The sequence below is a fragment of the Streptosporangium sp. NPDC049046 genome (assembly GCF_040649155.1).
Taxonomy (GTDB): Bacteria; Actinomycetota; Actinomycetes; order Streptosporangiales; family Streptosporangiaceae; genus Streptosporangium.
Map to the genome: position 1 here is coordinate 45,834 of NZ_JBEZEZ010000001.1, position 26,101 is coordinate 71,934.

26 protein-coding genes are annotated in these 26,101 nt (G+C 70.6%); 11 read left to right on the forward strand and 15 right to left on the reverse strand.

Features of this window, described 5'->3' with window-relative positions; genetic code table 11:
* Positions 1 to 96: 96 nt before the first annotated feature.
* From AB0B96_RS00210 to AB0B96_RS00250, 9 genes are all read left to right on the forward strand, one after another.
* Complete coding sequence (locus AB0B96_RS00210) at positions 97 to 924, forward strand: ABC transporter ATP-binding protein (protein ID WP_362895159.1); 828 nt, start codon at positions 97 to 99, stop codon at positions 922 to 924.
* Entirely contained in the window at positions 921 to 1,880 is a 960-nt protein-coding gene (locus AB0B96_RS00215) for an ABC transporter ATP-binding protein (protein WP_362895161.1), read from the forward strand. The genes AB0B96_RS00210 and AB0B96_RS00215 overlap by 4 nt, the downstream gene beginning before the upstream one ends.
* Positions 1,877 to 2,767 carry a branched-chain amino acid ABC transporter permease gene (locus AB0B96_RS00220; protein ID WP_362766613.1) on the forward strand — a complete coding sequence of 297 codons (891 nt, stop codon included), beginning with the start codon at positions 1,877 to 1,879 and terminating at the stop codon, positions 2,765 to 2,767. Before AB0B96_RS00215 ends, AB0B96_RS00220 begins: the two co-directional genes overlap by 4 nt.
* Positions 2,760 to 3,920 carry a branched-chain amino acid ABC transporter permease gene (locus AB0B96_RS00225; protein ID WP_362895163.1) on the forward strand — a complete coding sequence of 387 codons (1,161 nt, stop codon included), beginning with the start codon at positions 2,760 to 2,762 and terminating at the stop codon, positions 3,918 to 3,920. Before AB0B96_RS00220 ends, AB0B96_RS00225 begins: the two co-directional genes overlap by 8 nt.
* 4 nt (positions 3,921 to 3,924) lie before the next feature.
* Positions 3,925 to 5,217, forward strand: a complete 1,293-nt coding sequence (locus AB0B96_RS00230) for an ABC transporter substrate-binding protein (RefSeq protein ID WP_350948251.1) — start codon at positions 3,925 to 3,927, stop codon at positions 5,215 to 5,217.
* A 119-nt stretch (positions 5,218 to 5,336) separates the two neighbouring features.
* Positions 5,337 to 6,779 (forward strand): aminopeptidase P family protein, encoded by a 1,443-nt coding sequence (locus AB0B96_RS00235; protein ID WP_362895165.1) that lies wholly within the window; start codon positions 5,337 to 5,339, stop codon positions 6,777 to 6,779.
* Positions 6,780 to 6,899: 120 nt separating this feature from the next.
* Positions 6,900 to 7,364 (forward strand): MarR family transcriptional regulator, encoded by a 465-nt coding sequence (locus tag AB0B96_RS00240; protein WP_362895167.1) that lies wholly within the window; start codon positions 6,900 to 6,902, stop codon positions 7,362 to 7,364.
* A gap of 59 nt (positions 7,365 to 7,423) precedes the next feature.
* Positions 7,424 to 8,104 (forward strand): LppX_LprAFG lipoprotein, encoded by a 681-nt coding sequence (locus tag AB0B96_RS00245; RefSeq protein ID WP_362895169.1) that lies wholly within the window; start codon positions 7,424 to 7,426, stop codon positions 8,102 to 8,104.
* Between the two features lie 2 nt (positions 8,105 to 8,106).
* The gene (locus AB0B96_RS00250) at positions 8,107 to 9,669 is read left to right on the forward strand and encodes an MFS transporter (protein ID WP_362895171.1); all 1,563 of its coding nucleotides are present in this window, start codon (positions 8,107 to 8,109) and stop codon (positions 9,667 to 9,669) included.
* A gap of 162 nt (positions 9,670 to 9,831) precedes the next feature.
* On the opposite strand, the gene AB0B96_RS00255 is transcribed toward AB0B96_RS00250, so the two are convergent.
* From AB0B96_RS00255 to AB0B96_RS00270, 4 genes are read right to left on the reverse strand one after another with little or no spacing between them, the layout of a single operon-like run.
* Positions 9,832 to 11,118, reverse strand: a complete 1,287-nt coding sequence (locus tag AB0B96_RS00255) for an ArsB/NhaD family transporter (protein WP_362895173.1) — start codon at positions 11,116 to 11,118, stop codon at positions 9,832 to 9,834.
* The gene (locus AB0B96_RS00260; RefSeq protein ID WP_350948245.1) at positions 11,115 to 11,576 is read right to left on the reverse strand and encodes a CBS domain-containing protein; all 462 of its coding nucleotides are present in this window, start codon (positions 11,574 to 11,576) and stop codon (positions 11,115 to 11,117) included. Before AB0B96_RS00260 ends, AB0B96_RS00255 begins: the two co-directional genes overlap by 4 nt.
* A 44-nt stretch (positions 11,577 to 11,620) precedes the next feature.
* Positions 11,621 to 11,923 (reverse strand): hypothetical protein, encoded by a 303-nt coding sequence (locus tag AB0B96_RS00265; protein WP_350948244.1) that lies wholly within the window; start codon positions 11,921 to 11,923, stop codon positions 11,621 to 11,623.
* A 34-nt stretch (positions 11,924 to 11,957) separates the two neighbouring features.
* Entirely contained in the window at positions 11,958 to 12,302 is a 345-nt protein-coding gene (locus AB0B96_RS00270) for a hypothetical protein (RefSeq protein ID WP_362895176.1), read from the reverse strand.
* Positions 12,303 to 12,475: 173 nt separating this feature from the next.
* Here AB0B96_RS00270 and AB0B96_RS00275 point away from each other — a divergent pair, with 173 nt between their 5' ends.
* Together AB0B96_RS00275 and AB0B96_RS00280 are read left to right on the forward strand one after the other, a co-directional pair.
* Complete coding sequence (locus AB0B96_RS00275) at positions 12,476 to 13,480, forward strand: histidine kinase (protein WP_350948242.1); 1,005 nt, start codon at positions 12,476 to 12,478, stop codon at positions 13,478 to 13,480.
* Positions 13,477 to 14,172 (forward strand): response regulator transcription factor, encoded by a 696-nt coding sequence (locus AB0B96_RS00280; protein WP_350948241.1) that lies wholly within the window; start codon positions 13,477 to 13,479, stop codon positions 14,170 to 14,172. Before AB0B96_RS00275 ends, AB0B96_RS00280 begins: the two co-directional genes overlap by 4 nt.
* A 55-nt stretch (positions 14,173 to 14,227) precedes the next feature.
* Here the strand turns inward: AB0B96_RS00280 and der are convergent, their stop codons facing one another.
* The 11 genes from der to AB0B96_RS00335 all read right to left on the reverse strand — a co-directional run bounded on the left by der (position 14,228) and on the right by AB0B96_RS00335 (position 25,990).
* Complete coding sequence (gene der, locus AB0B96_RS00285) at positions 14,228 to 15,652, reverse strand: ribosome biogenesis GTPase Der (protein ID WP_350948239.1); 1,425 nt, start codon at positions 15,650 to 15,652, stop codon at positions 14,228 to 14,230.
* Complete coding sequence (cmk, locus tag AB0B96_RS00290; protein ID WP_362895179.1) at positions 15,649 to 16,305, reverse strand: (d)CMP kinase; 657 nt, start codon at positions 16,303 to 16,305, stop codon at positions 15,649 to 15,651. The genes der and cmk overlap by 4 nt, the downstream gene beginning before the upstream one ends.
* A 262-nt stretch (positions 16,306 to 16,567) precedes the next feature.
* A complete protein-coding gene (locus AB0B96_RS00295; protein ID WP_362895181.1) occupies positions 16,568 to 17,650 on the reverse strand; it encodes a prephenate dehydrogenase in 1,083 nt (360 codons plus the stop codon).
* A gap of 34 nt (positions 17,651 to 17,684) precedes the next feature.
* On the reverse strand, positions 17,685 to 18,044 hold the full coding sequence (gene aroH / locus AB0B96_RS00300) for a chorismate mutase (protein ID WP_362895183.1): 360 nt from the start codon (positions 18,042 to 18,044) through the stop codon (positions 17,685 to 17,687).
* Between the two features lie 75 nt (positions 18,045 to 18,119).
* Positions 18,120 to 20,054, reverse strand: coding sequence for a pseudouridine synthase (locus AB0B96_RS00305; protein WP_362895185.1), 1,935 nt, complete (start codon positions 20,052 to 20,054; stop codon positions 18,120 to 18,122).
* Positions 20,054 to 20,773 (reverse strand): SMC-Scp complex subunit ScpB, encoded by a 720-nt coding sequence (gene scpB, locus AB0B96_RS00310; RefSeq protein WP_362895187.1) that lies wholly within the window; start codon positions 20,771 to 20,773, stop codon positions 20,054 to 20,056. The genes AB0B96_RS00305 and scpB overlap by 1 nt, the downstream gene beginning before the upstream one ends.
* On the reverse strand, positions 20,766 to 21,599 hold the full coding sequence (locus AB0B96_RS00315; protein WP_350948233.1) for a segregation/condensation protein A: 834 nt from the start codon (positions 21,597 to 21,599) through the stop codon (positions 20,766 to 20,768). Before AB0B96_RS00315 ends, scpB begins: the two co-directional genes overlap by 8 nt.
* Before the next feature lie 30 nt (positions 21,600 to 21,629).
* Positions 21,630 to 22,577, reverse strand: a complete 948-nt coding sequence (locus AB0B96_RS00320) for a ParA family protein (protein ID WP_350948232.1) — start codon at positions 22,575 to 22,577, stop codon at positions 21,630 to 21,632.
* Between the two features lie 99 nt (positions 22,578 to 22,676).
* Positions 22,677 to 23,603 carry a tyrosine recombinase gene (locus AB0B96_RS00325; protein WP_362895814.1) on the reverse strand — a complete coding sequence of 309 codons (927 nt, stop codon included), beginning with the start codon at positions 23,601 to 23,603 and terminating at the stop codon, positions 22,677 to 22,679.
* Positions 23,604 to 23,615: 12 nt separating this feature from the next.
* Positions 23,616 to 24,227, reverse strand: coding sequence for an NUDIX hydrolase (locus AB0B96_RS00330; RefSeq protein WP_350948286.1), 612 nt, complete (start codon positions 24,225 to 24,227; stop codon positions 23,616 to 23,618).
* A gap of 92 nt (positions 24,228 to 24,319) precedes the next feature.
* Entirely contained in the window at positions 24,320 to 25,990 is a 1,671-nt protein-coding gene (locus AB0B96_RS00335) for a CTP synthase (RefSeq protein ID WP_350948231.1), read from the reverse strand.
* Positions 25,991 to 26,101 lie beyond the last annotated feature (111 nt).

The following is a 26,101-nucleotide window of genomic DNA, read 5'->3' on the forward strand; positions in this document are numbered from 1 at the left end:
CGTCCCGCATGGGCGTCCGCCCCGACTTCACCCCGCCCTCTGGACGCCGGTGAAGCGTCTCGGTTGGGTGCGTTCATCGGCTGTCAGGAGGCACACATGGACGTGCACGCCCCTCGCCCTCCCGGGGACTCCGGGCTGGCCGTCAGGGATCTGGCGGTGGGCTACGGCCCGGTCCCGGCCCTGCGGGGTGTCTCGCTGAGCGTCCCGCGCGGTTCGGTCGTCGCGGTGCTCGGCGGTAACGGCGCGGGGAAGTCGACCCTGCTGCGCGCCGTTTCCGGCACCCTCGGCTTCCACCGGGGCGGCATCACCGCGGGCGAGGTCGGGTTCGGCGGCACACGGCTGTCCGGCGCCGCCACCTCGGCCATCGTGGCGGGGGGCGTCGTCCAGGTACCCGAGGGGCGCAAGGTCTTCGCGCGGATGACGGTCGAGGAGAACCTGCGGGCCGGCGCCCTCGGCGCACCCGACCGGCGGTCGGCGGCCGAGGCGAGGGAGAGGGTGCTCACGCTCTTCCCCGTGCTCGCCAGGCGCGCCGGACAACGCGCGGGTCTGCTGTCCGGCGGGGAGCAGCAGATGCTCGCCATCGGCCGCGCGCTGATGGCCAGGCCCAGGATGCTGCTGCTCGACGAGCCCACCCTCGGTCTCGCGCCGCTGATGGCCGCCAGGATCGCCGAGACCGTCCGCGAGATCAACGCCGACGGCACCACCGTGCTCCTGGTGGAGCAGAACGCCGCGATGGCCCTGTCCCTGGCCTCGTACGCCTACGTGCTGGAGGTCGGCGAGGTGGTGCTGTCGGGGCCGGCCGCGGAACTCGCCGCGAGCGACGAGGTGCGCCGTCGCTACCTTGGCATCGAGGACACCTCCCCGGTCGCGGCACGTGGGACGCGGAAGGCGGCTCGGCCCGCGCTGGCGAGGTGGTCGGCGTGAGCGACACATACCAACCGGATGGTACGGCCCCTTCCATTCCCCGGCTCGACGTGCGTGACGTGACCGTGCGGTTCGCCGGGCTCACCGCGCTGGACGCGGTCGGCTTCACCGTCGAGCCCGGCAGCCTCCACGCGGTGATCGGGCCCAACGGGGCGGGAAAGTCGACCTTCTTCAACGTCCTGTCGGGCGTCTACCGGGCCGCCTCGGGCAGCGTGCGGTTCGGCGACGCGGAACTGACCTCCCTGGCCCCGCACCGTGTCGCCGCCCTGGGCGTGGCGCGCACCTTCCAGAACATCGCCCTGTCGCCGCGCCTGTCGGTAAGGGACAACCTCATGCTCGGCCGCCACCGGCTGACCCGCGCCGGGTTCCTCTCGGCCGGGTTGCGACTGCCGGCGGCCCGGCGCGAGGCGGCCGAGCACGGCGAGCGGGTGGCCGAGATCGCCGCGTTCGTCGGGCTCTCCGAACGACTGGCCACGCCCGCCGGACTGCTGCCGTACGGCGTGCAGAAGCGCGTGGAGCTGGCACGGGCCCTGTGCATGGAACCCCGGCTGCTGCTGCTGGACGAGCCGGTCGCCGGCATGAACGGCGGCGAGCGCCGCGACATGGCCGAGTTGATCGTCGCGGTACGGGAGAGCCTCGGCATCTCGATCCTGCTGGTCGAGCACGACATGGGGATCGTCATGCGGCTCGCCGACGCGGTGACGGTCCTGGACTTCGGCAGGCGCATCGCGGACGGGTCTCCCCGCGAGGTGCAGAACGATCCGGAGGTGGTCCGCGCCTACCTGGGCGCGGCGGTGGAAAGCACCGTGGTCGAGAGCGCGACCGCGGTGCTTCCCACCGCCGAGGACACCACCGAGAGAAACACGACCGTCGAGAACGCGAGCGCGGAGAACACGACGGGCAAGGACACGAACGCCGGAAGCGCGGCGGGCGGGGACGGGGAGGTCGCTCCGTGATCACTTTTCTCGAACTCCTGGTGAACGGGATCTCCGTCGGAGCCGTGTACGCGTTGATCGCCCTGGGCTTCGTCATCATCTTCAAGGCGACCGAGGTGGTGAACTTCGCGCACGCCTCGCTACTGCTGGTCGGCGGCTTCATCGTGGCCGGAACACACCCGTCGGTGGGCTTCTGGACCGCCCTGCTGCTGGGCGTCGCCGGTGCGGCCGTCGTGGGCGCCCTCATCGAGTTCCTGGTCATCCGCAGGGCGAACACCGCCTCGCACAGCGTGCTGGCGATCGTGACGATCGGTGTCGACATCGTGCTGACGACCGAGCTGACCAGGCGGATCGGCACCGACGTGCTCGCCATGGGCGACCCTTGGCGCGACCGGGTGCTGCACCTGGGTGACGTCAGCGTCGCCCAGACCCGGGTGGTCGCGCTGGCCGTCGCGGCGGCCCTGATCACCGCGTTCCTGCTGGCGTTCAAGCACACGAACTGGGGCATCGCCATGCGCGCCACCGCGGAGGACGCGGAGACCGCCGCGCTGATGGGCGTGCGGCGCGGGCGGGTCTCGATGGGAGCCTGGGCGGTCGCCGGGGCGCTCGCCGCCGTCGCGGCGCTCTTCCTGTGCGTCTTCCCGACCCCGGGGCTGGACCGCGGCACCGCCTTCGCGGCGATGAAGGCGTTCCCCGCGGCGATCCTGGGCGGCCTCGACTCCACCACGGGAGCGCTGGCCGGAGGACTGATCATCGGTGTCACCGAGGCCATGATGAGCGGCTACCAGAACGACCTCGCCTTCCTCGGCCGGGGCATCGGCGACGTCGCGCCGTTCCTCGTGATGATCGTGGTCCTGCTCATCCGCCCCGCGGGACTGTTCGGGACGAGGGAGCCGGCACGTGTCTAGGAAGATCATCCTCTCCTGCGCCGTACTGGCCGTGGTGGCGGTCGCCGTACCGTTCTACCTGGAGGGCTTCTGGCTGCAGACCGGACTTTTCGCGATGTCGGCGGCGATCGGGGCGATCGGTGTCAACCTGCTGACCGGTGCCACCGGCCAGCTGTCCATGGGACACGCCTTCTTCCTCGCGGTCGGCGCGTACGCCTACGTCTACCTCGCCTCCGAGCCGGAGGGCGGCGCACACGCCCTCGGCGGCCTGGGCCTGCCCACGCCCGTGGCGGCGTTGCTCGCGGTGCTCGCTGCGGGCGTCGCGGGCGGCGTGTTCAGCCCCATCGCGGGACGCCTGAAAGGCGCCTACCTCGGCATCGCCACCCTCGCGCTGATCTTCGTCGGCCAGCACGTGCTCTTCAACGCCGAACCCGTGACGGGCGGGTACAACGGACGCCCGGTACCACCGATGGAGCTGTTCGGGTTCGTGTTCGCCGACACCCCCGAACTGGTGGTCGCGCGAGTGCCCTTCGGTTCGCTGGAGCGGCTGTGGTTCCTGGGCCTGGTCCTGCTGACCGGCGCGGCGCTGTTCGCCCGAGGGGTGCTGCGCGGCCGTCCTGGGAGGGCCATGAACACCATCCGCGACCATGAGATCGCGGCCGGGGTGATGGGCGTGCCCGTGGCCCGCTACCGCGCCGGGGTGTTCGTGCTCTCGTCGATGTACGGAGGGCTGGCCGGGGTCCTGCTCGCGCTGATCTTCCAGCGCACCGTGCCCGACTACTTCGGCCTGCTGCTCTCCCTCGACTACCTTGCGATGATCGTCATCGGTGGACTCGGCTCCGTCGCGGGCGCGGTGATCGGCGCGTTCTTCGTCTCGATGCTCCCCCAGTTGCTCAGCCGCTACAGCGACGCCCTGCCGCTGGTGGCCGAGCCGGGCTCCGGCGGGGTCTCGCCCGCGGAGGCGGCCCGCGTCCTGTACGGCGCCGCCGTCGTCGTCATCGTCCTCTTCCTGCCCGGCGGCCTGCTCGGCCTCGCCGGACGCCTGCGCCCGGCCGCCGGTCGGCGGCTCGCCCCCGCCCCCGCTTCCCCCGCTCCCACTTCCCCGGCTCCCGCGGCGACGAAGGCCCCGCCATCGCCGCCGCCATCCCCCGACTCCCCCGACACAAGGAACTGATGACATGGGAATCCCAAGAACCCCGGTCCGAGGCGTCGCGGCGCTCGCCGCCCTGGCCGCCCTGTCCCTGACCGTCACCGCGTGCGCCAGTGAGAAGGCCACCGGGGGCGGCGGGGATGCCTCCGCCCCCTCCGCCGTCGGAGGGGACGGTGTGAAGACGGGACCCGGCGTCACCGCCGACAAGATCACGATCGGTCTGATGACCGACCTCACCGGCCCGTACGCCTCGTTCGGCAAGAGCCTGACCCAGGCGCAGCAGCTGTACTTCGAGCAGGCGAACGCGGCCGGGGGCGTGTGCGGACGGCAGTTGGAGGCCCTGGTGCGCGACCACGGCTACGACGCGCAGAAGGCGGTCGCGGCCTACACCGAGATCGCCCCGAAGGTGGTGGCGCTCGCCCACGTCGTCGGCTCGCCCATGGTCAACGCGCTCAAGCAGCGCATCGAGACCGACCAGATGCTCACCCTCCCGCAGGCCTGGGCGACCGGGCTGCTCGGCAGCAGGGCCATCCAGGTCACCGGGACGACCTACGACATCGACATGATCAACGGGGTTGACTTCCTGACCAGGGAGAAGGGCCTCAGGTCCGGGGACAGAATCGGGCACCTGTACTTCGAGGGCGACTACGGTGAGAGCGCCCTCAACGGCTCCAAGTACGCCTCGGAGAAGCTCGGCCTCACGCTCGTGGAACAGAAGATCAAGGCCACCGACCAGGACATGAGCGCCCAGGTCGCCGCGTTCAAGGCGGAGGGCGTCAAGGCCGTCCTCGTCTCCGTCGGTCCGAGGCAGACCGCCTCGCTCGTTGGTGTCTCGCTCGCCAAGGGCATGGACGTGCCGTTCGTCGGCAGCAACTCGGCCTACTCCCCGCAACTGCTGCCCACTCCGGCCGGGCCCGCCCTGCTGAAGGACTTCTACTACATGACCGCCGGCACGCCGATCAGCTCAGAACTGCCCGCCCTGAAGAAGCTGGCCGCCGACTATACGGCGAAATATCCGGACACGGCCATCGACAGCGGCGTTCCTGCGGGTTACTCGGCGGCGGCGATCGTCGTCGACGCGCTCAAGAAGGCCTGCGAGGGCAAGGACCTGACCCGGGCGGCGGTGGTCGCCGCGCACCGCGGCCAGTCGGCCTGGGGCGAGGAGTTCGGCACGATCATGGACTTCACCACCTTCGACAGGCCCGCCTCGCTGCTGTCGTACGTGGCCAAGCCGGACAAGGCGGCCCTGGGCGGCGCGGTCGTCTTCGAGGAGGCCGCGACGTCCGACCTGGCCAGGGAGTACCGGGTCCCGGTGGGCTGACCCACGGTCCCCTGTGCTCCCCCGTGTCCTCCGTGCGGCCCGGTACGCGCCGGGTGTGCGGGCCGCACCGCTCCGGGCTAGCGTGGGGGCGACCAGAGACCTCCGCTCCCGGGAACACGATGACCCAGAAGCTCAACACCGGCAGCCACGACCTGCCGGTCTCCGAGGCCCTCGCCGCGTTCATGAACACCGGCTGGGCCGACACGCACCGCGACGACCTGGCCCCGCTGCCGCAGGCCGCCTACACCGCCAAGCGACGCGCCGCGCTCGCCGCCCGCTTTCCCGGCGAGCGGCTGGTCGTCCCGTCCGGCACGCTCAAGGTCCGCAGCAACGACAGCGACTACCGGTTCCGGGCGCACAGCGCCTTCGCCTACCTCACCGGCGACCAGGAGCCCGACGACGTGCTGGTCGTCGAGCCCTCAGGGGAGGCCACGCTGTTCCTGCGACCCCGCTCACCGAGATCGGCGCCGGGCGAGGCCGGGCAGGAGTTCTACCGCGACCGCCGCTACGGCGAGTTCTGGGTGGGCCGCCGCCCCGACCTGGCCGAGGCCGAGGCCCTGCACCAGATCGCCTGCGCGCCGATCGACAGGCTGGACGACGTGCTCGGCGGACCGGCGCGGGTGCTGCGCGGGGTGGACGCGTCCGTCGACGCGCGGGTCTCCCCCGGCGACGGCGACGAGGAGCTGGAGACGTTCCTGTCCGAGATGCGACTGATCAAGGACGAGTGGGAGGTCGCCGAGCTGCAGTTCTCGATCGACGCCACCGTGCGCGGGTTCGAGGACGTGGTGCGGGCCCTGCCGGCCGCGCTGGGACACCGGCGCGGCGAACGCTATCTGGAGGGGGTCTTCGGCCTCCGCGCCCGCCTGGAGGGCAACGCGGTCGGCTACGACAGCATCGTGGCCTCCGGCGCCAACGCGTGCGTCCTGCACTGGATCCGCAACGACGGGCGGCTGGACGCGAACGAACTGCTGCTCCTCGACGCGGGTGTGGAGACCGACCACCTCTACACCGCCGACATCACCAGGACCCTCCCGCTTTCCGGGCGCTTCAGCCCGGTCCAGCGTCAGGTCTACGAGCTGGTGTACGAGGCCCAGGAGGCGGCGATCGCCACCCTGCGCCCCGGTGTGAGCTTTCGTGACTTCCACCGCGCGGCCATGAGGGTCATCGCGGAGGGACTGCACGACTGGGGTGTGCTGAAGATCGGCGCGGACGAGGCGATGGAGCCCGGTAGCGGCCTGTACCGCCGCTACACGCTGTGCAGCAGCGGCCACATGCTCGGCCTGGACGTGCACGACTGCGCCAGGGCACGCTCGGAGGTCTACCTGGACGGTGTGCTGGAGGAGGGACAGGTGCTGACCGTCGAGCCCGGCCTCTACCTGCAACCGGACGACCTCACGCTTCCGCCGGAGCTTCGCGGTATCGGCGTGCGCATCGAGGACGACCTGATCATCACCTCCGACGGCGCCCGCCTCATGTCGGCCGGGCTGCCCCGCCACCCCGACGAGGTGGAGAGATGGATGGACCTCGCCGCACAGCCACCACGAGCGAACGACGCCTTCTGAGGTAGATTCTGATCTATGACCGCGAAGCAAGCCCCGCCCGGCGTGTGGAGTGGTCGACTGGGGGGTGAACCCGTCGGAGTCGTGGTCACACGCGCGGTGAACGAAAGTGGTGAGCGGCCGGTGAAAGATCAGGAGCCTCGCTGGCTGTCCTCCGTCGAGCAGCGGGCATGGCGTGCCCACCTCGCCGCGCACAAGCTCCTGGAGCATCGCCTCGACCGTGAGTTCCAGCCCTTCGGGCTCTCGTTCAACGACTACGAGATTCTGGTGAACCTCTCGGAGACCCCCGGTCACCGCATGCGGATGAGCGATCTGGCGGAGGCCACGATCCAGTCCCGCAGCCGCCTGTCACACCAGATCTCCCGGATGGAGGCCGCCGGTCTGGTCACCAGGGAGACCTGCGCCGACGACAGGCGCGGCACCTTCGCCGTCCTCACCGAGCACGGCTGGGCCACCATCCAGAAGGTCGCGCCCCACCACGTGGCCGGCGTGCGCCGTCACTTCATCGACCTGCTCACCGACGACCAGCTGGTCGAGCTGGAAGCGGCGTACACGCCGGTGGTCAAGCACCTCAAAAGCATCCGCTGACGCGAAACCGATACCGGTCGTTCCTCGTTAGTAGACCGGAAGGTCGTTACGATCCGCCCATGTCTGCTCGCCGGATCCTCATCACCGCGGTGATCGCCGCGTTATCCCTGGTCACCGCATGCAGTGGCGGCGGTGCCTCCGACGGCACGACAGCCCTTCCCAGCGGGGCGGATCTGGTCAAGAAGTCCGCGGAGGCGACGCGCTCCGTGAAGTCCGCCACCTTCTCCCTGGAGACCGAGGGCACCCCGCCCGTACCGGTCAAGAAGGCCTCCGGTCGTCTCAGCGGGACCGGCGACGCGGACGGCACCCTCCAGATCGACGTACTGGGCAGTCTCCAGGAGATCAACTTCGTGCTGATCGGGGAGACCGTCCACTTCAAGGGCGTGACCGGCGGTTTCCAGCAGATGTCGCGGAGCCAGCTGGCGGCGATCTACGACCCGTCCGCCATCCTCAACCCGGAGAAGGGCGTCGTACAGCTACTGACCAACGCGCTCGACGCGAAGACCCAGGCGGCGGAGAAGCTGGACGGCGTCGACACCTACCGGGTCTCGGCGACGCTCTCCCAGCAGGTGCTCGCCACGATGGTGCCCGGTCTCACGCAGAATGTCGACGCGGTGCTCTGGATCGACAAGGCCACCAACCGGCTGCTCAAGGCGGACCTGCCGCTGACCGACGGCAAGGTGATCGTGAGCTTCGGCGACTACGACGTGCCGGTCCAGGTCACCGCTCCGGCGGAGTGACGGTGACCCACGCAGGGGCCCGCACCTCCTCGGGCGACGCCCTCCCCGCCCGGCGGCGGACCGCCCTCGGCGTCGGCGGCACCGCGGTGCTGCTCGCGGCCCTGGACGCCTACGTCGTGGTGACCGTCCTCGTCGACATCGCGAGGGACGTCGATGTCCCCCTCAACCACCTGGAGCGGGCCACCCCGATCGTCACCGGTTTCCTGCTCGGCTACATCGCGGCCATGCCGCTGCTCGGCCAGCTCTCCGACCGGTACGGCAGGCGCCCGCTCATCCATCTGTGCCTGGCGGGCTTCGCAGCGGGCTCGGTGATCACCGCGCTGGGCGAGACCGTGCCCTGGCTCGTCGCGGGGCGGACCCTGCAGGGAGTGGCGGGCGGCGCGCTGCTGCCCATCACCATGGCCCTGATCGGGGACCTGTGGGAGGAGGACGAGCGCCCGGTGGCGCTCGGCGCGGTGGGGTCGGCCCAGGAACTCGGCAGCGTGCTGGGTCCCCTGTACGGCGCCGCCCTCGCCGCCCTCGTCCCCGCCGGGCTCCAGATCGGCGGCGTGCAGCTCGGCGGCTGGCGGTCGATCTTCTGGCTGAACGTCCCGCTGGTGGCCCTGGCCGCCGTGGCCGTGCAGCGGTCGGTGCCGCCGCCCTCCCGCGACAGGGAACCCGGGGCCCGAAGGCGCGTCGACGTGGTGGGCGGGCTGCTGCTCGCGCTCTCACTCGGCCTGCTCGTGGCCGGTCTCTACAACCCCGACCCCGGCCGGTCGGTCCTCCCCCCGTGGGGCATGCCGATGATCGTCGCCGGGGTCGTGTCCGGCGCGGCGTTCGTCGCCTGGGAGTGGCGCTCCGCGACCCGGCTGATCGACATGACGGGGGTGCGGCGCGGCCCGTTCTTCGCCACGCTCGGGGTGAGCTTCCTGACCGGCGCCGCGCTGCTGGTCACCCTGGTCGACGTGCAGCTGTCGGCGCAGACGCTGCTGGGGCTCGACAGCCTGGACGGCGCCCTGGTGCTGTCGCGCTTCCTCGTCGCGCTCTCGGTCGCCGCGCTGGTGGGCGGCGTGATGTCCCGCCGCTACGGCGAGCGCGCGGTGACGGTGCTCGGGCTCGCGGTGGCCACGGCCGGGTACGCGCGCATCGGCCAGTGGCCCCTGGACCTGGCCTCGGCCGGATACCGCACGGACGTCGACCTCGTCGTCGCCGGCCTGGGTCTCGGCCTGGTGATCGCACCGGTCTCCTCCGCGGTGCTGCGGGCCGTGCCCGCCGTCCAGCACGGGGTGGCCTCGGCGGCGGTGGTCGTGGCCCGGATGATGGGCATGCTGCTCGGCGTCGCGGCGCTGTCCGCGTGGGGCTTCCACCGCTTCCAGTCACTCACCGCCGACCTGGACACGCCGCTGCCCTTCGGGGTGGACCCCGTCGTGTACGCCGGGCGGCTCGCCGAGTACCAGGAAAAGGTGAAGGAGGCGCTGCACATCGAGTACAGCGAGATCTTCCTGATCACGGCCGTCCTGTGCGGGGTGGGCGCGCTGGTCGCGCTGCTCCTGCCCCGCGGGTCCCGGCGGGCCGACCGGACCTGACCTCGACACCCGCGCCGACCGGGCACGAGCCGGAACCGGGCGCGGACCCGGCCGCGCGGTTCGAGATCGGAAACGGACACGATCCCGAACCGGGCACGACCTCGACACGGGCCGGCCCGGTTCCGGCCCCCGACGCGGACCGGAACCAGCCCCGCGAGGCGGTCAGGTGAAGTAACGCAGCCAGACGTACACCCACGCCATGAGCGTGCTCAGCACCGTCACCACGATCCCGTACTTGGTGAACTGCCAGAAGCTGATCGGGTGTCCCGTCCGCGCCGCGATGCCGATCGCGACCACGTTCGCGCTGGCCGCGACCGCCGTACCGTTGCCGCCGAAGTCGGCACCCAGCGCGAACGCCCACCACAGCGCCTGCCCGGTCGCCGGGTCGGGGGCCTGCGCCACCATCCCCTCCACGACCGGCGCCATCGTCGCGACGTAGGGGATGTTGTCGAAGAACGCCCCCAGCACGCTGGAGCCGAACAGCAGCGACGTCGCCGCGAGGAAGTAGTCGTCGCCGACCACGTCGATGGCCCACGTCCCGATCGTCGCGATCACACCGGTCTGCACCAGACCCGCGACCATCACGAACAGTCCCATGAAGAACACCAGCGTCGGCCACTCGACCTCCGCCAGCACCTCCGAGACCGACAGGCGCGACAGCAGGAGCATCACCCCCGCTCCCACGAGGGCGACGATGGACGGCTCGATGTGCACCACCGCGTGCATCCCGAACCCCACCACCACCACGGCGAGCACCGCCAGGCATCGCACGAGCAGACGTGGATCGGTGATCGCCCGCTTCTCCTGCAGGGCCATCACCGCCGAGACGTGCTCGGGGTTGTACTGGAAGGAGCTTCTGAACAACACCTTGGTCAGCAGGACGAACACCACGAAGATGACGACCACGATGGGTGCCATGTGCACCAGGAAGTCGTTGAACGTGAGCCCCGCCCGGCTGCCGATGATGATGTTGGGCGGGTCCCCGATGAGGGTGGCCGCACCACCGATGTTGGAGGCGAGCACCTCCGCGATCAGGTAGGGCTGCGCCGGGATCCGCAGCCGGTCGCACACGACCACCGTGACCGGCGCCACCAGCATGATCGTGGTGACGTTGTCGAGGAACGGCGAGGCGATGGCCGTGATCACCATCAGCATGACCATCAGCCGGTACGGATCGCCCTTGGACCGCTTGGCGGCCCAGATCGCCAGGTAGTCGAAGATCCCCGTCTGCTTGATGATCCCTACGATGATCATCATTCCGAGCAGCAGGAAGATGACGTTCCAGTCGATGCCCTCGTGCTCGGAGAAGAAGACCTCCGAGCCCGGTATCAACCCCAGGACCGCCATCACACCGGCGGCGATGAGGACCACCTTGACCTTGTTGGCCTTCTCGGTGGCGATGAAGAAGAACGCGACTAGAAAGATCGACAGAGCGAGCAGGGCGCTCAAGACTCACCGAGACCGAAGACCGCCAGGCTGGTGAGGAGCCGCTCCAGCGTGATCGCCCCGATGAGTGAGGCGTCTCGATCGACCACGGCCACGATCGGGCTGCGCGTCCTGGCCATCAGCGCGGCCACCTCGAGCAGGTTCGCGCTCGCGGAGACGGTCACCGGCCTGGTGGCATCGCGCGGCAGGCAGTCGCCGACCGTGCGGTTGCCCAGATCCTGCCAGAACTGGTCCGCGTAGTCCTCGTCGATGGTCCTGGCGAGGGCGGGATCCTCCTGGTAGGAACCGGGCACGGCGAGCCGCAGCACCTGGGTGCCGGGGAGCACCACCCGGGGCCGCGAGAGGTCGTCCACGATGATGAGCCCCGGCAGGCGGCCGATCACCATGATCCTGACCGCCTTCGCGACGGAGTCACCCCTGGTGACCGTCGGAATGGTCACCGCGATGTCGCGCGCTTGCATGGCACCTTCCCGTCGGGGGAGGTGGCGTACCGCGGGCGGTGTGCTCACGAGGCCCCTCCTGTGCTCCCTGTGACCCCTGCGGCCTTCGTGGCCCTGGCGATGTCGGCCATCCGTCGTTCGAGGGCGGCGAGCCTGTCGTCCACCGACCGGCTGTGCAGGACCTGCGCGATCTGGTCGGCCTCGTCCTGCTCCAGCGCGATGGCCTGCGCAGGCTCGTCGCCCGCGCCGTACACCAGAAGCCGCCGCGGTCCGTCGCCCTCCACCATGACCGCGAGTCGCTGGCCGTCTCGGGTGGCGAAGTGAAACAGGGTTCCCGTACCGGGTACGGTCGTGCGGGTGATGTCCATATCGGCGATCACTTCCTTCCACTCGTGGTCGCCGTCACGACGCGAGTCGTTCCGCCCAGCGGATCAGGTCCTCTCGGCGCCGCACCTCGACGCGGGTGATCGCCACCAGTGCCACCTCGACGCCCCAGTGGCGGGCCTCGTCGCCGGCCGCGCAGACGAGGTCGACCCGCTTGGACAGCCGGGACAGGTCGCGCCGCCCGACGTAGTCGCGGACCTCCGCCTCGACGGCGGCGAGTTTGGCGGCGTCCGGTGAGCCCGGGTAGGAGGCGCACGCCACGGGATCGGCGATGAAGGCTCGGGCGGCCGCGTTCACCGTGATCGTGACACCGTCGCGGGTGACGGCGTCCAGCCAGAGAATGCCGACATCGCTCGTACCCATAGCCCTCTCCCGTCTGCCGGTGCTCGCCGCCCTTTCATCCCATCGGTCCCACCTCTTCTCCGCCATTGGGGTCGGCACCCATCTGAGCAGGGGTGAAACATGTAGGAACGGCACAGGGGTATGGGAGGCACCCCGAATGGACAGGCCCGTGCCGCAACGAGGAAGCTGGTCAGATGAGCGAACGCACCCACCGTCAAGCAGGGGCGCGCAGTCCGGGGCGCATCCTGTTCAGGCGGCTGTTCGCGATCAACGGGCTGGTCTTCACCGTCGGTACGCTGGTGCTCGCCCTCTCACCGGCCACCGTCTCCTCCCCGGTGCTCCTGACCGAGATCCCGGTGCTGACGGTCGGCCTGGCGGTGATCCTGACGGCGAACGCCCTGCTTCTGCGCACCAGTCTGGCACCGCTCGACGCGCTCACCGCCCTCATGCAGCGGGTGGACCTGCTGCATCCCCATGATCGGCTGCCCAGCGGCGGCAATCGTGATCTCGCCCACCTGATCGACACCTTCAACGCGATGCTGGACCGGCTGGAGGCCGAACGCAGCGCCAGCAGCGCCCACGCCCTCGCGGCTCAGGAGGGCGAGCGACGCCGCATCGCCCGCGAGCTGCACGACGAGATCGGCCAGAGCCTGACCGTGGTCCTGCTGAGCCTCAAACACGCCGCCAACCGAGCGCCTGAAGATCTGCGAGAGGACCTGCACGCGGTGCAGGAGAGCGTCCGCGCGAGCCTGGACGAGGTGGGGCAGGTCGCCCGCCGCCTGCGTCCCGGCGTCCTGGAAGACCTCGGCCTGCAGAGCGCCCTCAGCGCGCTGAGCAGCGATTTCTCCCAGAGCACCGGCGTTCCCGTGACACGCAGGGTCGAGGCGGACCTGCCCTCGCTGAGCGAGGACGTCGAGCTGGTCCTCTACCGCATCGCCCAGGAGGGCCTGACCAACGCGGCCAGGCACGCCAAGGCGTCCAGCGTCGAGCTGTCTCTCACCGTCCGGCCCGGCCTCCTGGAACTGCGCATCACCGACGACGGCCGCGGCGGCGTACGCCAGGACGGGGCGGGGATCCGCGGAATGCGGGAGCGCGCCCTGCTCATCGGCGCCCAGCTGACCGTGACCTCTCCGCAGGACGGCGGCACCGACGTCCGCCTCACCGTACCGGTCGCCGACACCGAACGGAGACCCTCATGAGCACTGTGACCCCCGGGACCCCCGTGACCCCTGTAAGCGTCTCGAGCCCCACCAGGATCCTGCTCGCCGACGACCACGCCCTGGTCCGCCGCGGACTGCGGCTCATCCTGGACGCCGAGCCCGACCTCACGGTGGTGGCCGAGGCCGCCAACGGCGCCGAAGCGGTGGAGGCGGCCACCCCCGAGGGGGTCGACCTCGCCATCCTCGACATCGCGATGCCTCGCATGACCGGCCTGCAGGCGGCCCGCGAGATCTCACGGCGCGCCCCCGGCATCCGGCTGCTGATCCTGTCGATGTACGACAACGAGCAGTACTTCTTCGAGGCGCTCAAGGCGGGAGCCTCGGGCTACGTGCTGAAGTCGGTGGCCGACCGCGACCTGCTGGAGGCGTGCAGGGCGGCGATGCGCGGCGAGCCGTTCCTCTACCCAGGCGCCGTCACCGCCCTGATCAGGCACTACCTGCAGCGCGACAGGATGGGGCAGAGCATGCCCGACAGCATCCTCACCCCGCGCGAGGAGGAGATCGTCAAGCTGATCGCCGAGGGCAACTCCGCCAAGCAGGTCGCCGAGACCCTCTTCATCAGCGTGAAGACCGTCGACCGGCATCGCGCCAACATCCTGCAGAAACTCGGCATGCGCGACCGCCTCGACCTCACCCGCTACGCCATCCGCGCCGGCCTGATCGAACCCTGACCCTCGGGAAACGACGAACGGCCCGGCGTGGGCCGGGCCGTTCGCGGTGAGGCTCTTACTTCTTCTGCCCCTGGCGCTTCTCGCGGATCTTCATGGTGACCTCGATGGGCGACCCGGCGAAGCCGAACTCCTCGCGGATCCGGCGCTCGATGAAGCGGCGGTAGGTCTCCTCCAGGAAGCCCGAGGTGAACAGCACGAACTTCGGCGGCTCCGTCGACGCCTGCGTGGCGAAGAGGATCTTGGGCTGCTTGCCGCTGCGGACCGGGGGCGGGGTCGCCGCGACCAGGTCGGTCAGGAAGGCGTTGAGCCTGGCGGTGGGCACCCGGGTCGACCAGGAGTCGAGCGCCTTCTCGATCGCGGGGACGATCCGGTCGACGTGCCAGCCGTTCTTCGCGGAGATGTTGATCCGCAGCGCCCACGGCACGCGGACGAGCTGGCGGTCGATCTCCTTCTCCAGGTAGTAGCGGCGGTCCTCGTCCAGCAGGTCCCACTTGTTGAACGCCACGACCATGCACCGGCCGGACTCGATCACCAGGGAGATGATCCGCAGGTCCTGCTCGGTCAGCACCTCGCTCGCGTCGATGAGCACGACCGCGATCTCCGAGCGCTCCAGGGCCCCCCGGGTGCGCATGCTCGCGTAGAAGTCGGCGCCCTTGAGCTCACGGTCGCGCCGCCTGATTCCGGCGGTGTCGACGAAGCGCCAGGTCTTGCCGCCGAGCTCGATCAGCTCGTCCACCGGGTCGCGGGTGGTGCCCGCCATCGGGTCGACGAGCACCCGCTCGGCACCCGCCAGCTTGTTCAGCAGCGAGGACTTGCCCACGTTGGGCTTGCCGACCAGGGCGACCCTGCGCGGACCGCGCTCGGGACCGAAGCGCTGCTCGGGCGTCTCGGGCAGCTTGTCGAGGATCACGTCCAGCAGGTCACCGCTGGAGCGGCCGTGCAGGGCCGAGACCGGCTGCGGCTCGCCGAGGCCGAGGGACCACAGCCCGGCGGCCTCCAGCTCCATCTGCTGGTTGTCGACCTTGTTGGCGGCGAGGATGACCGGCTTGCCCGATCCGCGCAGCACGTGGCCGACGATCTCGTCCGCGTCGGTCACGCCCACGACGGCGTCGACCACGAACAGGATCACGTCGGCCAGCTCGGCCGCGATCTGGGCCTGCTCCGCGATCTTCAGCGCCATGCCGGTCGCGTCGGGGTCCCAGCCTCCGGTGTCGACCACCGTGAACCGGCGCCCCCGCCAGGTGGCGTCGTAGGTGACCCGGTCGCGGGTCACCCCCGGCACGTCCTCCACGACCGCCTCCCGGCGGCCGATGATCCGGTTGACCAGGGTGGACTTGCCCACGTTGGGGCGGCCCACCACGGCCACGACCGGCTGCGGGGAGGTGTCGGGCCCCGCCTCCCGCTGCGAGCTGTCATCGGTCCCTGAATCGGCGAGCTCCGCGTCGATCCAGCCGTTGTCGTCGTCGTATTCCCCGGTCACGCTTTTTCCTTAATCACACGCAGTATTTCGGCGATGACCTCTTCGAGGTTCAGCGCCGTGGTGTCGAGCTCGACGGCGTCGGCCGCCTTCGCCAGCGGGTCTGCCTTCCTGGTCGAGTCGAGGGTGTCGCGGCGGGCCATCGCGGCCCGCTGGGCGTCCACCGTGGTGCCGCTCAGCTCCGCCGTACGGCGCAGGGCCCTGGCGTCCGCGCTCGCGGTCAGGTAGATCTTGACCGCGGCGTCGGGCGCCACCACCGTGCCGATGTCACGGCCCTCGACGACGATGCCGCCCTCGCCGATGATCTCACGCTGCTCGGCCACCAGACGGCGCCGCACCTCGGGCACCGCGCTCACCGCCGAGACGGCCGCGGTCACCTCCGCGGTGCGGATCGGCGCGAGGGCGTCGACGCCGTCGACCGCGATCACCGGCGCGTCCGGATCGGTGCCCAGCGTGAGAACCGGGTCGAGCGCCCTGGCGGCGATCGCCTCGGGATCAGCGAGGTCGACGCCCCGCTGGAGCATCCACCAGGTGATCGCCCTGTACATCGCGCCGGTATCGAGATAACGCAGCCCCAGGGCTCGCGCCACTCCTCGCGACGCGCTCGACTTGCCGGATCCCGAAGGACCATCCATGGCGACGACCAGTCCGGTCACGACGCGCCTCTCCCTTACAGCCCGCTTCAATTGTCCGTACGAGGCTACCGGGAGGCGGGAAGGAACCGCGCATCGAACAGGGGCGCCCGCTCCGGAGATGAGCGGGCCTTACGGGACAGGCTCGCTCGGGACGCGGGATGCGTGAGGCCCACCCGGACATGAGCGGGCCTCACGAGAGATCACCCCGGAGTTCGGCGGCGGGCTCCGCCGAACCCTTGACGGATCGTCGTGCGAACACCGCGTGATCACGCAGGGGCGAGGATCACGGCAGGTGCCAGCCGTTCGCGCGCAGGGCCTCGGCCAGCGCCGTCACCGCCTCAGGCTGCACCCACAGATCGGCGGCGCCCAGCGGCAGGCCGGGGGCGTGCTCAAGCCTGACGTCCTCGATGTTGACGCCTGCCTCCTTGGCCACCTGGAACAGCCGGGCGAGCTCGCCGGGACGGTCGCCGATGATGACCTGGACGACCGCGTAGGTGCGCGCGGGACCACCGTGCTTGCCGGGAATCCTGCCCGTACCCGTGACGCCCCGGTGCAGCAGATCGGTGACCCGGGTCATCGCGCCGGAGTCGGCGGAGACCGCCGAGGCACGCAGAGAGGCCGCAGCGGCGGCTAGGTCGGCCGCGACAGCCTCCAGCACCTCGGCCACCGGCAGCGCGTTACCCGACAGGATCCCGGTCCAGAGCCTCGGGTCGCTCGCCGCGACGCGGGTGACGTCGCGCACCCCGGGGCCGGCGAGGCCGAGCGCGGTGACCGGCGCCTCCGCGAGGCGGGCGGCCACTGCCGAGGCGGCCACGTGAGGGGCGTGCGAGACGACCGCGACGGCCCTGTCGTGCTCCGCGGCGGCGATCCTGACCGCCTCGCCCCCGCAGAGCTTGACGAGCCCGTGCAGGGCCTCCACGGCGTCCGGCGAGGTCTCCTCGGTCGGGCACAGCGCCCACGGGCGCCCGAGGAACAGGTCCGCCCGCGCCGCGGCCGGGCCGGAACGCTCACGTCCGGCGAGCGGGTGCCCGGCGACATAGGTCGTCAGGTCGCAGCCGAGGCTCGCGGCCTCCCTGATCGGGAGCGCCTTGACGCTCGCCACGTCGGTGTAGAAACGGGCCGCTCCGGCGCCCTGCAGGGCGGCGAGCTGCCCGGCGACCGCCTGTGGCGGGACCGCGATGATCGCGATGTCCACGGTCACGCCCTCGGCCCACTCGACACCGGCGCCCAGCTCCCGCGCCAGCCGCAGGGATCCCGCGTCACGATCGGCCAGATGGACGGCCACGCCCTGCTCGCGCAGGGCGAGGGCGATCGAGGTGCCGATCAGGCCCGTACCGACGACCAGGACGCTTTCGAGACCGCTCACGCGCGTTCCTCCGAAATGGTGACGCACGTGGGATTCACTGGGCGATGTCCACGCGAAGGGCGATCGCGCCACGAAGGTAGACGTGCTGGATGTCCTGGCGGGGCCGATCGACGTCGACGTGTGCCATCAGCCGCACCACGCGGGGCAGCGCGCCGGGAACGTCGATCTCGGAGGCGCAGATCAGCGGAACGTCGTGAAAGCCGAGCTTGCGGGCGGCCAGAGCGGGAAACTCCGCGGTGAGATCGGGCGTGGCCGTGAAGATCACGCTGATCACGTCATCGGTGGTGAGCCTGTTGCGCCCCATCACCTCCGTCACCAACTCGGTGACGCCGGAGAGGATCTCGTCCCGGTCGTTGGCACCGACCTGGATCGCTCCTCGGATCGCCCGCATCATCGCCGCACCTCCACTTCACCGCGCCGGATCACCCTCAGGGTGATCCGGCGCGTCTCAATACATGTTTCAGGAAGGCTACAACCCGACGGCGGCGTAGAGCTCTCCGACTTCCGTGAGGGTCAGTGCCCGGACGGTGCCCGGCTTGAGGCGGCCGAGCTTGACCGGGCCGAACTCGATGCGTGCCAGGTCGATGACCGGGTGCCCGACCTCCTCCAGCATGCGGCGGACGATGTGCTTGCGACCCTCGTGCAGCACGATCTCGACCAGAGCCTGCTGGCCGTGCTCCTGGACCAGGGCGAAGGAGTCGGCCTTGGCCAGGCCGTCCTCCAGCTCGATGCCCTTCTTCAGGCGGCGGCCGAGGTCGCGCTCGATCCGGCCGGGAACCTTCGCCCAGTACTTCTTCTGGACACCGTAGCTCGGATGGGTGAGCCTGTTGGCCAGTTCTCCGTCGTTGGTGAGCAGGATGAGGCCCTCGGTCTCGGTGTCGAGGCGGCCCACGTGGAACAACCGCTCGGTGCGGTCGGCCACGAAGTCGGCCAGCGAGGGGCGGCCGTCCGGGTCGGACATGGTGCTGACGACGCCGATCGGCTTGTTGATCGCGAGGTAGACCAGGTCGGGCATGGTCGGCAGGCGCTTGCCGTCGACGTGGATGACCTGCCTGGTGGGATCGACCCGGGCGCCGAAGCGGCGGACCACCTGACCGTCGACCGTCACCCGGCCCTCGCCGATCATGTCCTCGCAGGCCCGGCGGCTGGCGACGCCCGCCTGGGCGAGCACCTTCTGCAGCCGGATGCCGTCGGGGACCTCGGTGGTGTCGCGCTCGTCGGTGTAGTCGCGGTCGTAGAAGTCGGAGTCGCGCTTGGGCTGACGGGAGGTCTTGAACCGGTCGTTCGCGATCGTCCCCGGCCTGAGCGGCGCCTTCGCCTTGGGCGCGCGGCTGGCGGCCCGGTCGGAGGGTGCACGGCGCTCGCCGTACGCCTCGGCGCGGTTGCCGCCGATGGTCTGGATCTCGTCCCGGCGCCCGGTCCTGCCGAAGCGGCCACGGGAACCACCGGCGGGAGCGCCGCCGCGACCACGGTCGGAGCCGGGCCTGCCACGCGAGCCGTCGCGCTCCGCGCGGAAGCCACCGCGGTCGTCCCGACGCGGGCCGTCGGAACGGTAACCGCCCTGCGAACCACCGGAGGACGAGCCGCCACGATCGTCGCGGCGCGGAGCGTCGGAGCGGTAGCCACCCTGTGAACCGCCGCGGTCGTCACGGCGGGGACCGTCGGAGCGGTAACCGTCCTGCGAGCCGCCGGAGGGCCGCTCGTACCGGCTCGGCGAACCGTCACGGTCGGCACGGAAACCACCGCGATCATCGCGGCGCGGAGCGTCGGAACGGTAGCCACCCTGTGAACCGCCGCGGTCGTCACGGCGCGGAGCGTCGGAGCGGTAACCGCCCCGCGAACCCCCCTGGGAGCCGCCGGAGGGCCGCTCGTACCGGCTCCGCGAACCGTCACGGTCGGCACGGAAACCACCGCGATCGTCACGGCGCGGAGCGTCGGAGCGGTAACCGCCCTGCGAACCACCGAAGGACGAACCACCACGGTCATCACGGCGCGGGCCGTCCGAACGGTAGCCACCGGAGGACGAGCCGCCACGATCGTCGCGACGCGGGCCGTCGGAACGGTAGCCACCGGAGGGGGAGCCACCGCGGTCGTCACGGCGCGGAGCGTCGGAGCGGTAACCGCCCCGCGAACCCCCCTGGGAGCCGCCGGAGGGCCGCTCGTACCGGCTCCGCGAACCGTCACGCTCCGCGCGGAAACCACCGCGGTCGTCACGACGCGGACCGTCGGAACGGTAACCGCCCTGGGAGCCTCCACGGGAGGAGCCGGAGGAGGATCCGCCTCGGGAGGGGCCGCCCCGGAATCCACCGGACTGCGAGCCCCCACGGGGATTGCCACCGCGCGGGGCTCCGCCACGGCCTTGACCGCGTCCATCACCGGACGGGGTACTGCGCCTGTCGTTCACTACTTCTGCTCCTCTAGGGATTCCATGTCGTCGGGCAGGAAGGGCGCCAGTTCGGGAAGCTCACCGAGCTCCCGCAGGCCCATCCGCTCGAGAAAATACGAACTTGTCCGGTAGAGCACGGCTTGGCTCTCCGGTTCGGTGCCGGCCTCCTCGACCAGCCCTCTCGTCATCAGCGTGCGCATGACGCCGTCGCTGTTGACACCGCGGATGGCCGCCACCCGGGCCCGGCTCACCGGCTGCCGGTAGGCGACCACGGCCAGGGTCTCCAGAGCGGCCTGGGTGAGGCGCGTCTGCTGGCCGTCGCGGACGAACCGCTCCACGAGCGGCGCGCACTCGGCCCGCGTGTAGAACCGCCAGCCGCCCGCTACCTCTCTCAGGTCGAAACCCCGCCCGGAAGCGGTATATTCCGCCGAAAGCTCACGAATCGCCCGGCTGATCTCGTGGACGGGCCGCTCCAGAACCTGGGCGAGAGTCACCTCCGCGACGGGCTCGTCGACCACCAGCAGGATGGCCTCCAGCCCGGCGCGCAGGTCCGGCTCGGCACTCGGGCCGACCTCGGCACGCGAACCGGCCTCTGCGCTCGGCCCCGCCCCGGCATTCGAACCGGGCTCGCCGAACGGTCCGGCCTCAGCGCGCGAACCGGGCTCGGCTCGCGCCTCGGGGTCGGCGTACGGTCCGGCCCCGGCACGCGGACCGGCCTCGGGTGCCAGGTCAGTCATCGGCGGGCTCTTCCTTCTGGCTGTTCAGGGTCTCGTCGTAGTCGTCGGCCACGGCGACGTCGCCGTCGTCGCTGCCGGTCCAGGTCACGTGCAACTCCCCGAGAGGCTCCACCTGCTCGAAGGAGACGGCGGCCTCCCGGTAGAGCTCCAGGACGGCCAGGAAACGCGCGACGACCTCGAAGGTGCCGGCGCAGTCGGAGGTGAGGGCCCGGAAAGTCGCCCGGCGCAACCGCCGCAGCCGCTCGACAAGGATAACCGCCTGCTCGCGGACATTGGCGAGCGGTTGGTAGATGTGGGCCACCGAGACCGACGGGGGCGCCTTGGGGGCGAAGGCCCGCCGGGCGATCTCCGCGAGGCGGTCGGGGCCGATGCCGAGGATCAACTCCGGCAGCAGGCTCGCGAACTCGGCCTCCATCGGCACCGTACGGGGGAAGCGCAGCGCCTCCTCGGCCATCCGGCCGGAGAAGACCTTCACGACCTCCTTGTAGGCCCGGTACTGCAGAAGGCGGGCGAACAGCAGGTCACGGGCCTCCAGGAGGGCGAGGTCCTCCTCGTCGTCGACCTCACCCGAGGGCAGCAGCCTCGCGGCCTTGAGATCGAGCAGGGTCGCCGCGACGAGCAGGAAGTGACTCGTCTGGTCCAGATCCCACTCCGGGCCCCTCGCCCGGATGTAGGAGATGAACTCGTCGGTGACCTGGCTGAGCGAGACCTCGGTGATGTCCAGCTTGTGCTTGGAGATCAGGCCGAGCAGGAGGTCGAAGGGGCCCTCGAAGACCTCCAGATGCACCTTGAAGGTGCCATCGTCGGTCTTCGGCGGCTCGGTCATCCCTCCATTGTCCCGCACCCGGAGGCGAGATCACTGCTCCAGCGCGGCCCACCTGGCCAGGACTTCCCTCGCCAGTTCGCGGTACGCGCTGGCGCCGAGCGAGGAGGAGTCGAAACTGGTGATGGGCTCACCGGCCACGGTGGCGTCGGGGAAGCGAACCGTCCGGTTGATCACCGTGTGGTAGACCTTGTCGTCGAACGCCTCGACGACCCGGGCCAGCACCTCGCGGCCGTGCAGGGTGCGCGCGTCGTACATGGTGGCGAGCAGGCCCTCGATGACCAGCTCGTCGTTGATGCGCTCCTGCACCTTGATGATGGTGTCCATGAGCAGCGCGACACCGCGCAACGCGAAGAACTCGCACTCCAGCGGCACCATGACGCCGTGCGCGCAGGCGAGCGCGTTGATCGTGAGCAGGCCCAGCGAGGGCTGGCAGTCGATCAGGCACACGTCGTACTCGGGCAGGAGGGGTTTGATCACCCGGCCGAGCACCTGCTCACGGGCGACCTCCGTGACGAGCTGGACCTCGGCGGCCGACAGGTCGATGTTGCTGGGCAGCAGGTCCATGCCCTCGACGCCGGTCTCCAGCAGCACGTCCCTTGCGGTGATCTGCCGCTCCATGAGGAGGTTGTAGACCGTCAGGTCGAGCTGGAGGGGGTTGATCCCGAGGCCGACCGAGAGGGCGCCCTGCGGGTCGAAGTCGACCAGCAGGACCTTGAGCCCGGCCTCCGCCAGCGCGGCGCCCAGGTTGATGGTGGTGGTCGTCTTGCCGACGCCGCCCTTCTGGTTGACCATGGCGACGACCCTCGCCGGCCCGTGCACCGTGCGCGGGGGCGGGTCGGGGAAGACCGGTCGGGGACGTCCGGTCGGGCCGAGGACTCCCCCACTGCGAGGGGTCCCGGCGGTCTTGGTGTCGCCCCAGGGATTCTCGGGGTTTGCCGGGGTCGCTCCCCGGATAGAACCGTCGGCGGTCACAGTCACCAGTCGAACCTCCCTGACGGCCTCTAACCGGACCGTCCGGACGGACACTATGGCGTCAACACGTATGCGGCAAGGCGGCACGCCCGGACATAAGCAAGGTCAATCCCGCGTGCGCGAATGCGCCGCGGCATAGACCTCGCGGAGCTTGTCGACCGTGACCTGCGTGTAGACCTGGGTGGTGGTCACCGAGGCGTGGCCGAGTAGTTCCTGAACCACCCTAACGTCCACACCCCCGTCAAGGAGGTGAGTTGCGAACGAATGTCGCAACATATGTGGCGACACTCCTTCGAGCCCGCCACGCTCGGCGGCGCCCTGAAGGACCTCCCAGGCGCCCTGGCGGGTGAGCCGCCCGCCCCTGGCGTTGAGGAAGAGCCCCGAGGTGCCCCGGCCGTGTGAGGCGATACGGGGCCGCGCGCGGGTGAGGTAGGCGCGCAGCGCCTCCTCCGCGAAGCCTCCCAGCGGCACCAGGCGGGTGCGTCCGCCCTTGCCTCGCAGGCACACCCGCCGGGCCTCGGCACCCAGCTCGACGTCGTCGACGGCGAGCCCCACGGCCTCGGAGATGCGCGCGCCGGTGCCGTACAGCAGTTCGAGCAGCGCCCGGTTACGCAGTGTGAGCGGGGCTCCGTCCGGTCCCGAGGCGGCGATCAGGCGCTCGACGTCGCGGACGCTGATCGCCTTGGGAAGCCGTCTGAGCTGGCGCGGCGAGCGCACCTCGTGGGCCGGGTCGTGCCGGCAGACGCCCTGGCTCAGCGCGAAGCGGTGCAGGCCGCGCACCGCGGAGACGGCCCGCGCCGCCGAGGCGGCGACGAGGGCCTGGTGCTCGCCGTCGCCTTCCCTGAGCGCCGCCACGAAGGCGGCGACGTCACCCTCGGCGATCTGGCCGAAGGTGACGTGGCCGCGCTGCTTGAGATGTTCCACATATCGCAGGAGGTCACGGCGATAGGAGGCCAGGGTGTTGGCGGCCAGGCCCCGCTCCACGGCCAGGTGGGCGAGGTAACTGGAGAGGACGGCCTCCGTCTCGCTCAGGGTGTCCTCCTGTCATGCCTCCGGTGCGTCGGCGGGCCGCAGTGAGGCGAATCCATCCGCCGAAGCGGCGTATGCGGCGAGAATACCGGTCACGGCTTGGGAATTGTGGATCATTCCCGCCATGGCACGCCGAACCGCGTCGGACAGGGGAATCCACACCACCGGCATGTCGGCCTCCTCATGCCGGTGGACGAAGTCGAGCTCCCCTTCGGGGATGGGGCTGACGTCCCTGGCGAGGAAGATCCGGGTGCGCTCGTCGCTCATTCCCGGCGAGACGAAGGTGTCGACCAGCGTGTGCCAGGTGTCCGCCCGGTAGCCCGCCTCCTCGGCGAGTTCGCGGGCCGCCCCGACCCGCAGGGGCTCACCCTCGACGTCGCGCAGCCCCGCGGGCAGCTCCCACAGCAACCGCCGTACGGGGTGGCGGTACTGGCGGATCAGCAGGACCCGGTCCCTGTCGTCGAGGGCCACGACGGCCACGGAGCCCGGGTGCAGGACGTAGTCGCGGTTGACGACCTCTCCGTCCGGCATCACGACCGCGTCGGTGACCCCGGTGATGACACGGGCACGGAAGTGCTCGGTGGAGGAGACGACCTTCCATTCCTCGCAGGCGTCCACGACCTCCAGATCGTCCCTCACCTCCTGAGCCACCGGGATGTCCTGTCTCCTGTCGACCTCGTGGGCCTTCCGGTCCTCCCCGGCACCCGCTCGCGAACTGCTCACTTTCCCCGCCCCGCCTTGGCGACGGTGCCGCGGATGTCGGCGTACGTGAGGGCGGCACCGATCAGGCCCTTGAACAGCGGGTGCGCCCGGGTCGGCCGGGAACGGAACTCCGGGTGCGCCTGGGTGCCGATGAAGAAGGGATGGATGTCGGCGGGCAGCTCGGCGTACTCCACCAGGCGTCCGTCGGGCGAGAGGCCGGAGAAGACCATGCCGGCCTTCTCCAACTGCTCGCGGTAGGAGTTGTTGACCTCGTAGCGGTGGCGGTGGCGCTCGTCCACCTTCGCCATGCCGTACAGCCGGCGGGCGAGCGTGTCCTCCCCGAGCCTGGCCGGGTAGAGGCCCAGCCTCATGGTGCCGCCCATGTCGCGCTCGCCGGAGACGACGTCCTCCTGGTCGGCCATGGTGGAGATGACCGGGTGGGTGGTCTCCGTGTCGAACTCGGTGCTTCCCGCGTCCTCGATGCCCGCCAGGTTGCGGGCGGCCTCGATGACCATGCACTGCATGCCGAGGCAGATGCCGAGCAGCGGGATCTTGTTCTCCCTGACGTGCCGGATCGCGCCGACCTTGCCCTCGATCCCGCGTACGCCGAAGCCGCCGGGGACCAGGACTCCGTCGACGCCGTCGAGCTCGCGGGCCGCGCCCTCGGGGGTCTCGCAGTCGTCGCTCTTCACCCAGCGGATGTTGACGCGGGCGTCGTTGGCGAAGCCGCCCGCGCGCAGCGCCTCGGTGACCGACAGGTAGGCGTCGGGCAGGTCGATGTACTTGCCGACGAGCGCGATCGTGACCTCGTTGGCCGGGCGGTGCACCCGGCGCAGGAGCTGCTCCCACTCCTTCCAGTCGACGTCCCTGAAGGGCAGGCCCAGGCGGCGCACCACGTAGGCGTCCAGGCCCTCGGAGTGCAGGACCTTGGGGATGTCGTAGATGCTGGCGGCGTCGATGGCGGAGACGACCGCGTCCTCGTCCACGTCGCACATCAGGCTGATCTTGCGCTTGAGCGAGTTGGTGATCGGCCGGTCGGAGCGGCACACGATCGCGTCGGGCTGGATGCCGATGCTGCGCAGCGCGGCGACCGAGTGCTGGGTCGGCTTGGTCTTCAGCTCGCCGCTCGGCCCGATGTACGGCAGCAGCGAGACGTGGAGAAAGAACACGTTGTCACGGCCGACCTCGTGGCGGACCTGACGGACGGCCTCCAGGAAGGGCAGCGACTCGATGTCGCCCACGGTGCCGCCGACCTCGGTGATGACCACGTCCACGTCGGGCCCGGCCATCGACCGGATGCGGTCCTTGATCTCGTTGGTGATGTGCGGGATGACCTGCACGGTGTCGCCGAGATACTCGCCGCGGCGCTCCTTGGCGATGACGTTGGAGTAGACCTGGCCGGTGGTCACGTTGGCCGAGCCGTGCAGCTCGGTGTCGAGGAAGCGCTCGTAGTGGCCGACGTCGAGGTCGGTCTCCGCGCCGTCGTCGGTGACGAACACCTCACCGTGCTGGAACGGGTTCATGGTGCCGGGGTCGACGTTGAGGTAGGGGTCGAGTTTCTGCATGGTGACCCGCAGGCCGCGCAGCTTGAGAAGGCGCCCGAGGCTGGAGGCCGTCAGTCCCTTCCCGAGACTGGAGGCGACGCCGCCGGTGACGAACAGATGCTTGGTGTGTGCGGCGCTGCGCAAGAAGGCTCCCGTGGTCGTTACAGATCGTCGGCTCACCCTTGTGAATGGCCTACAGGTCCACGGGCTCTCAGAATATCAAACGGTGCAGGCGAACTGCCCGAACAACCCCCC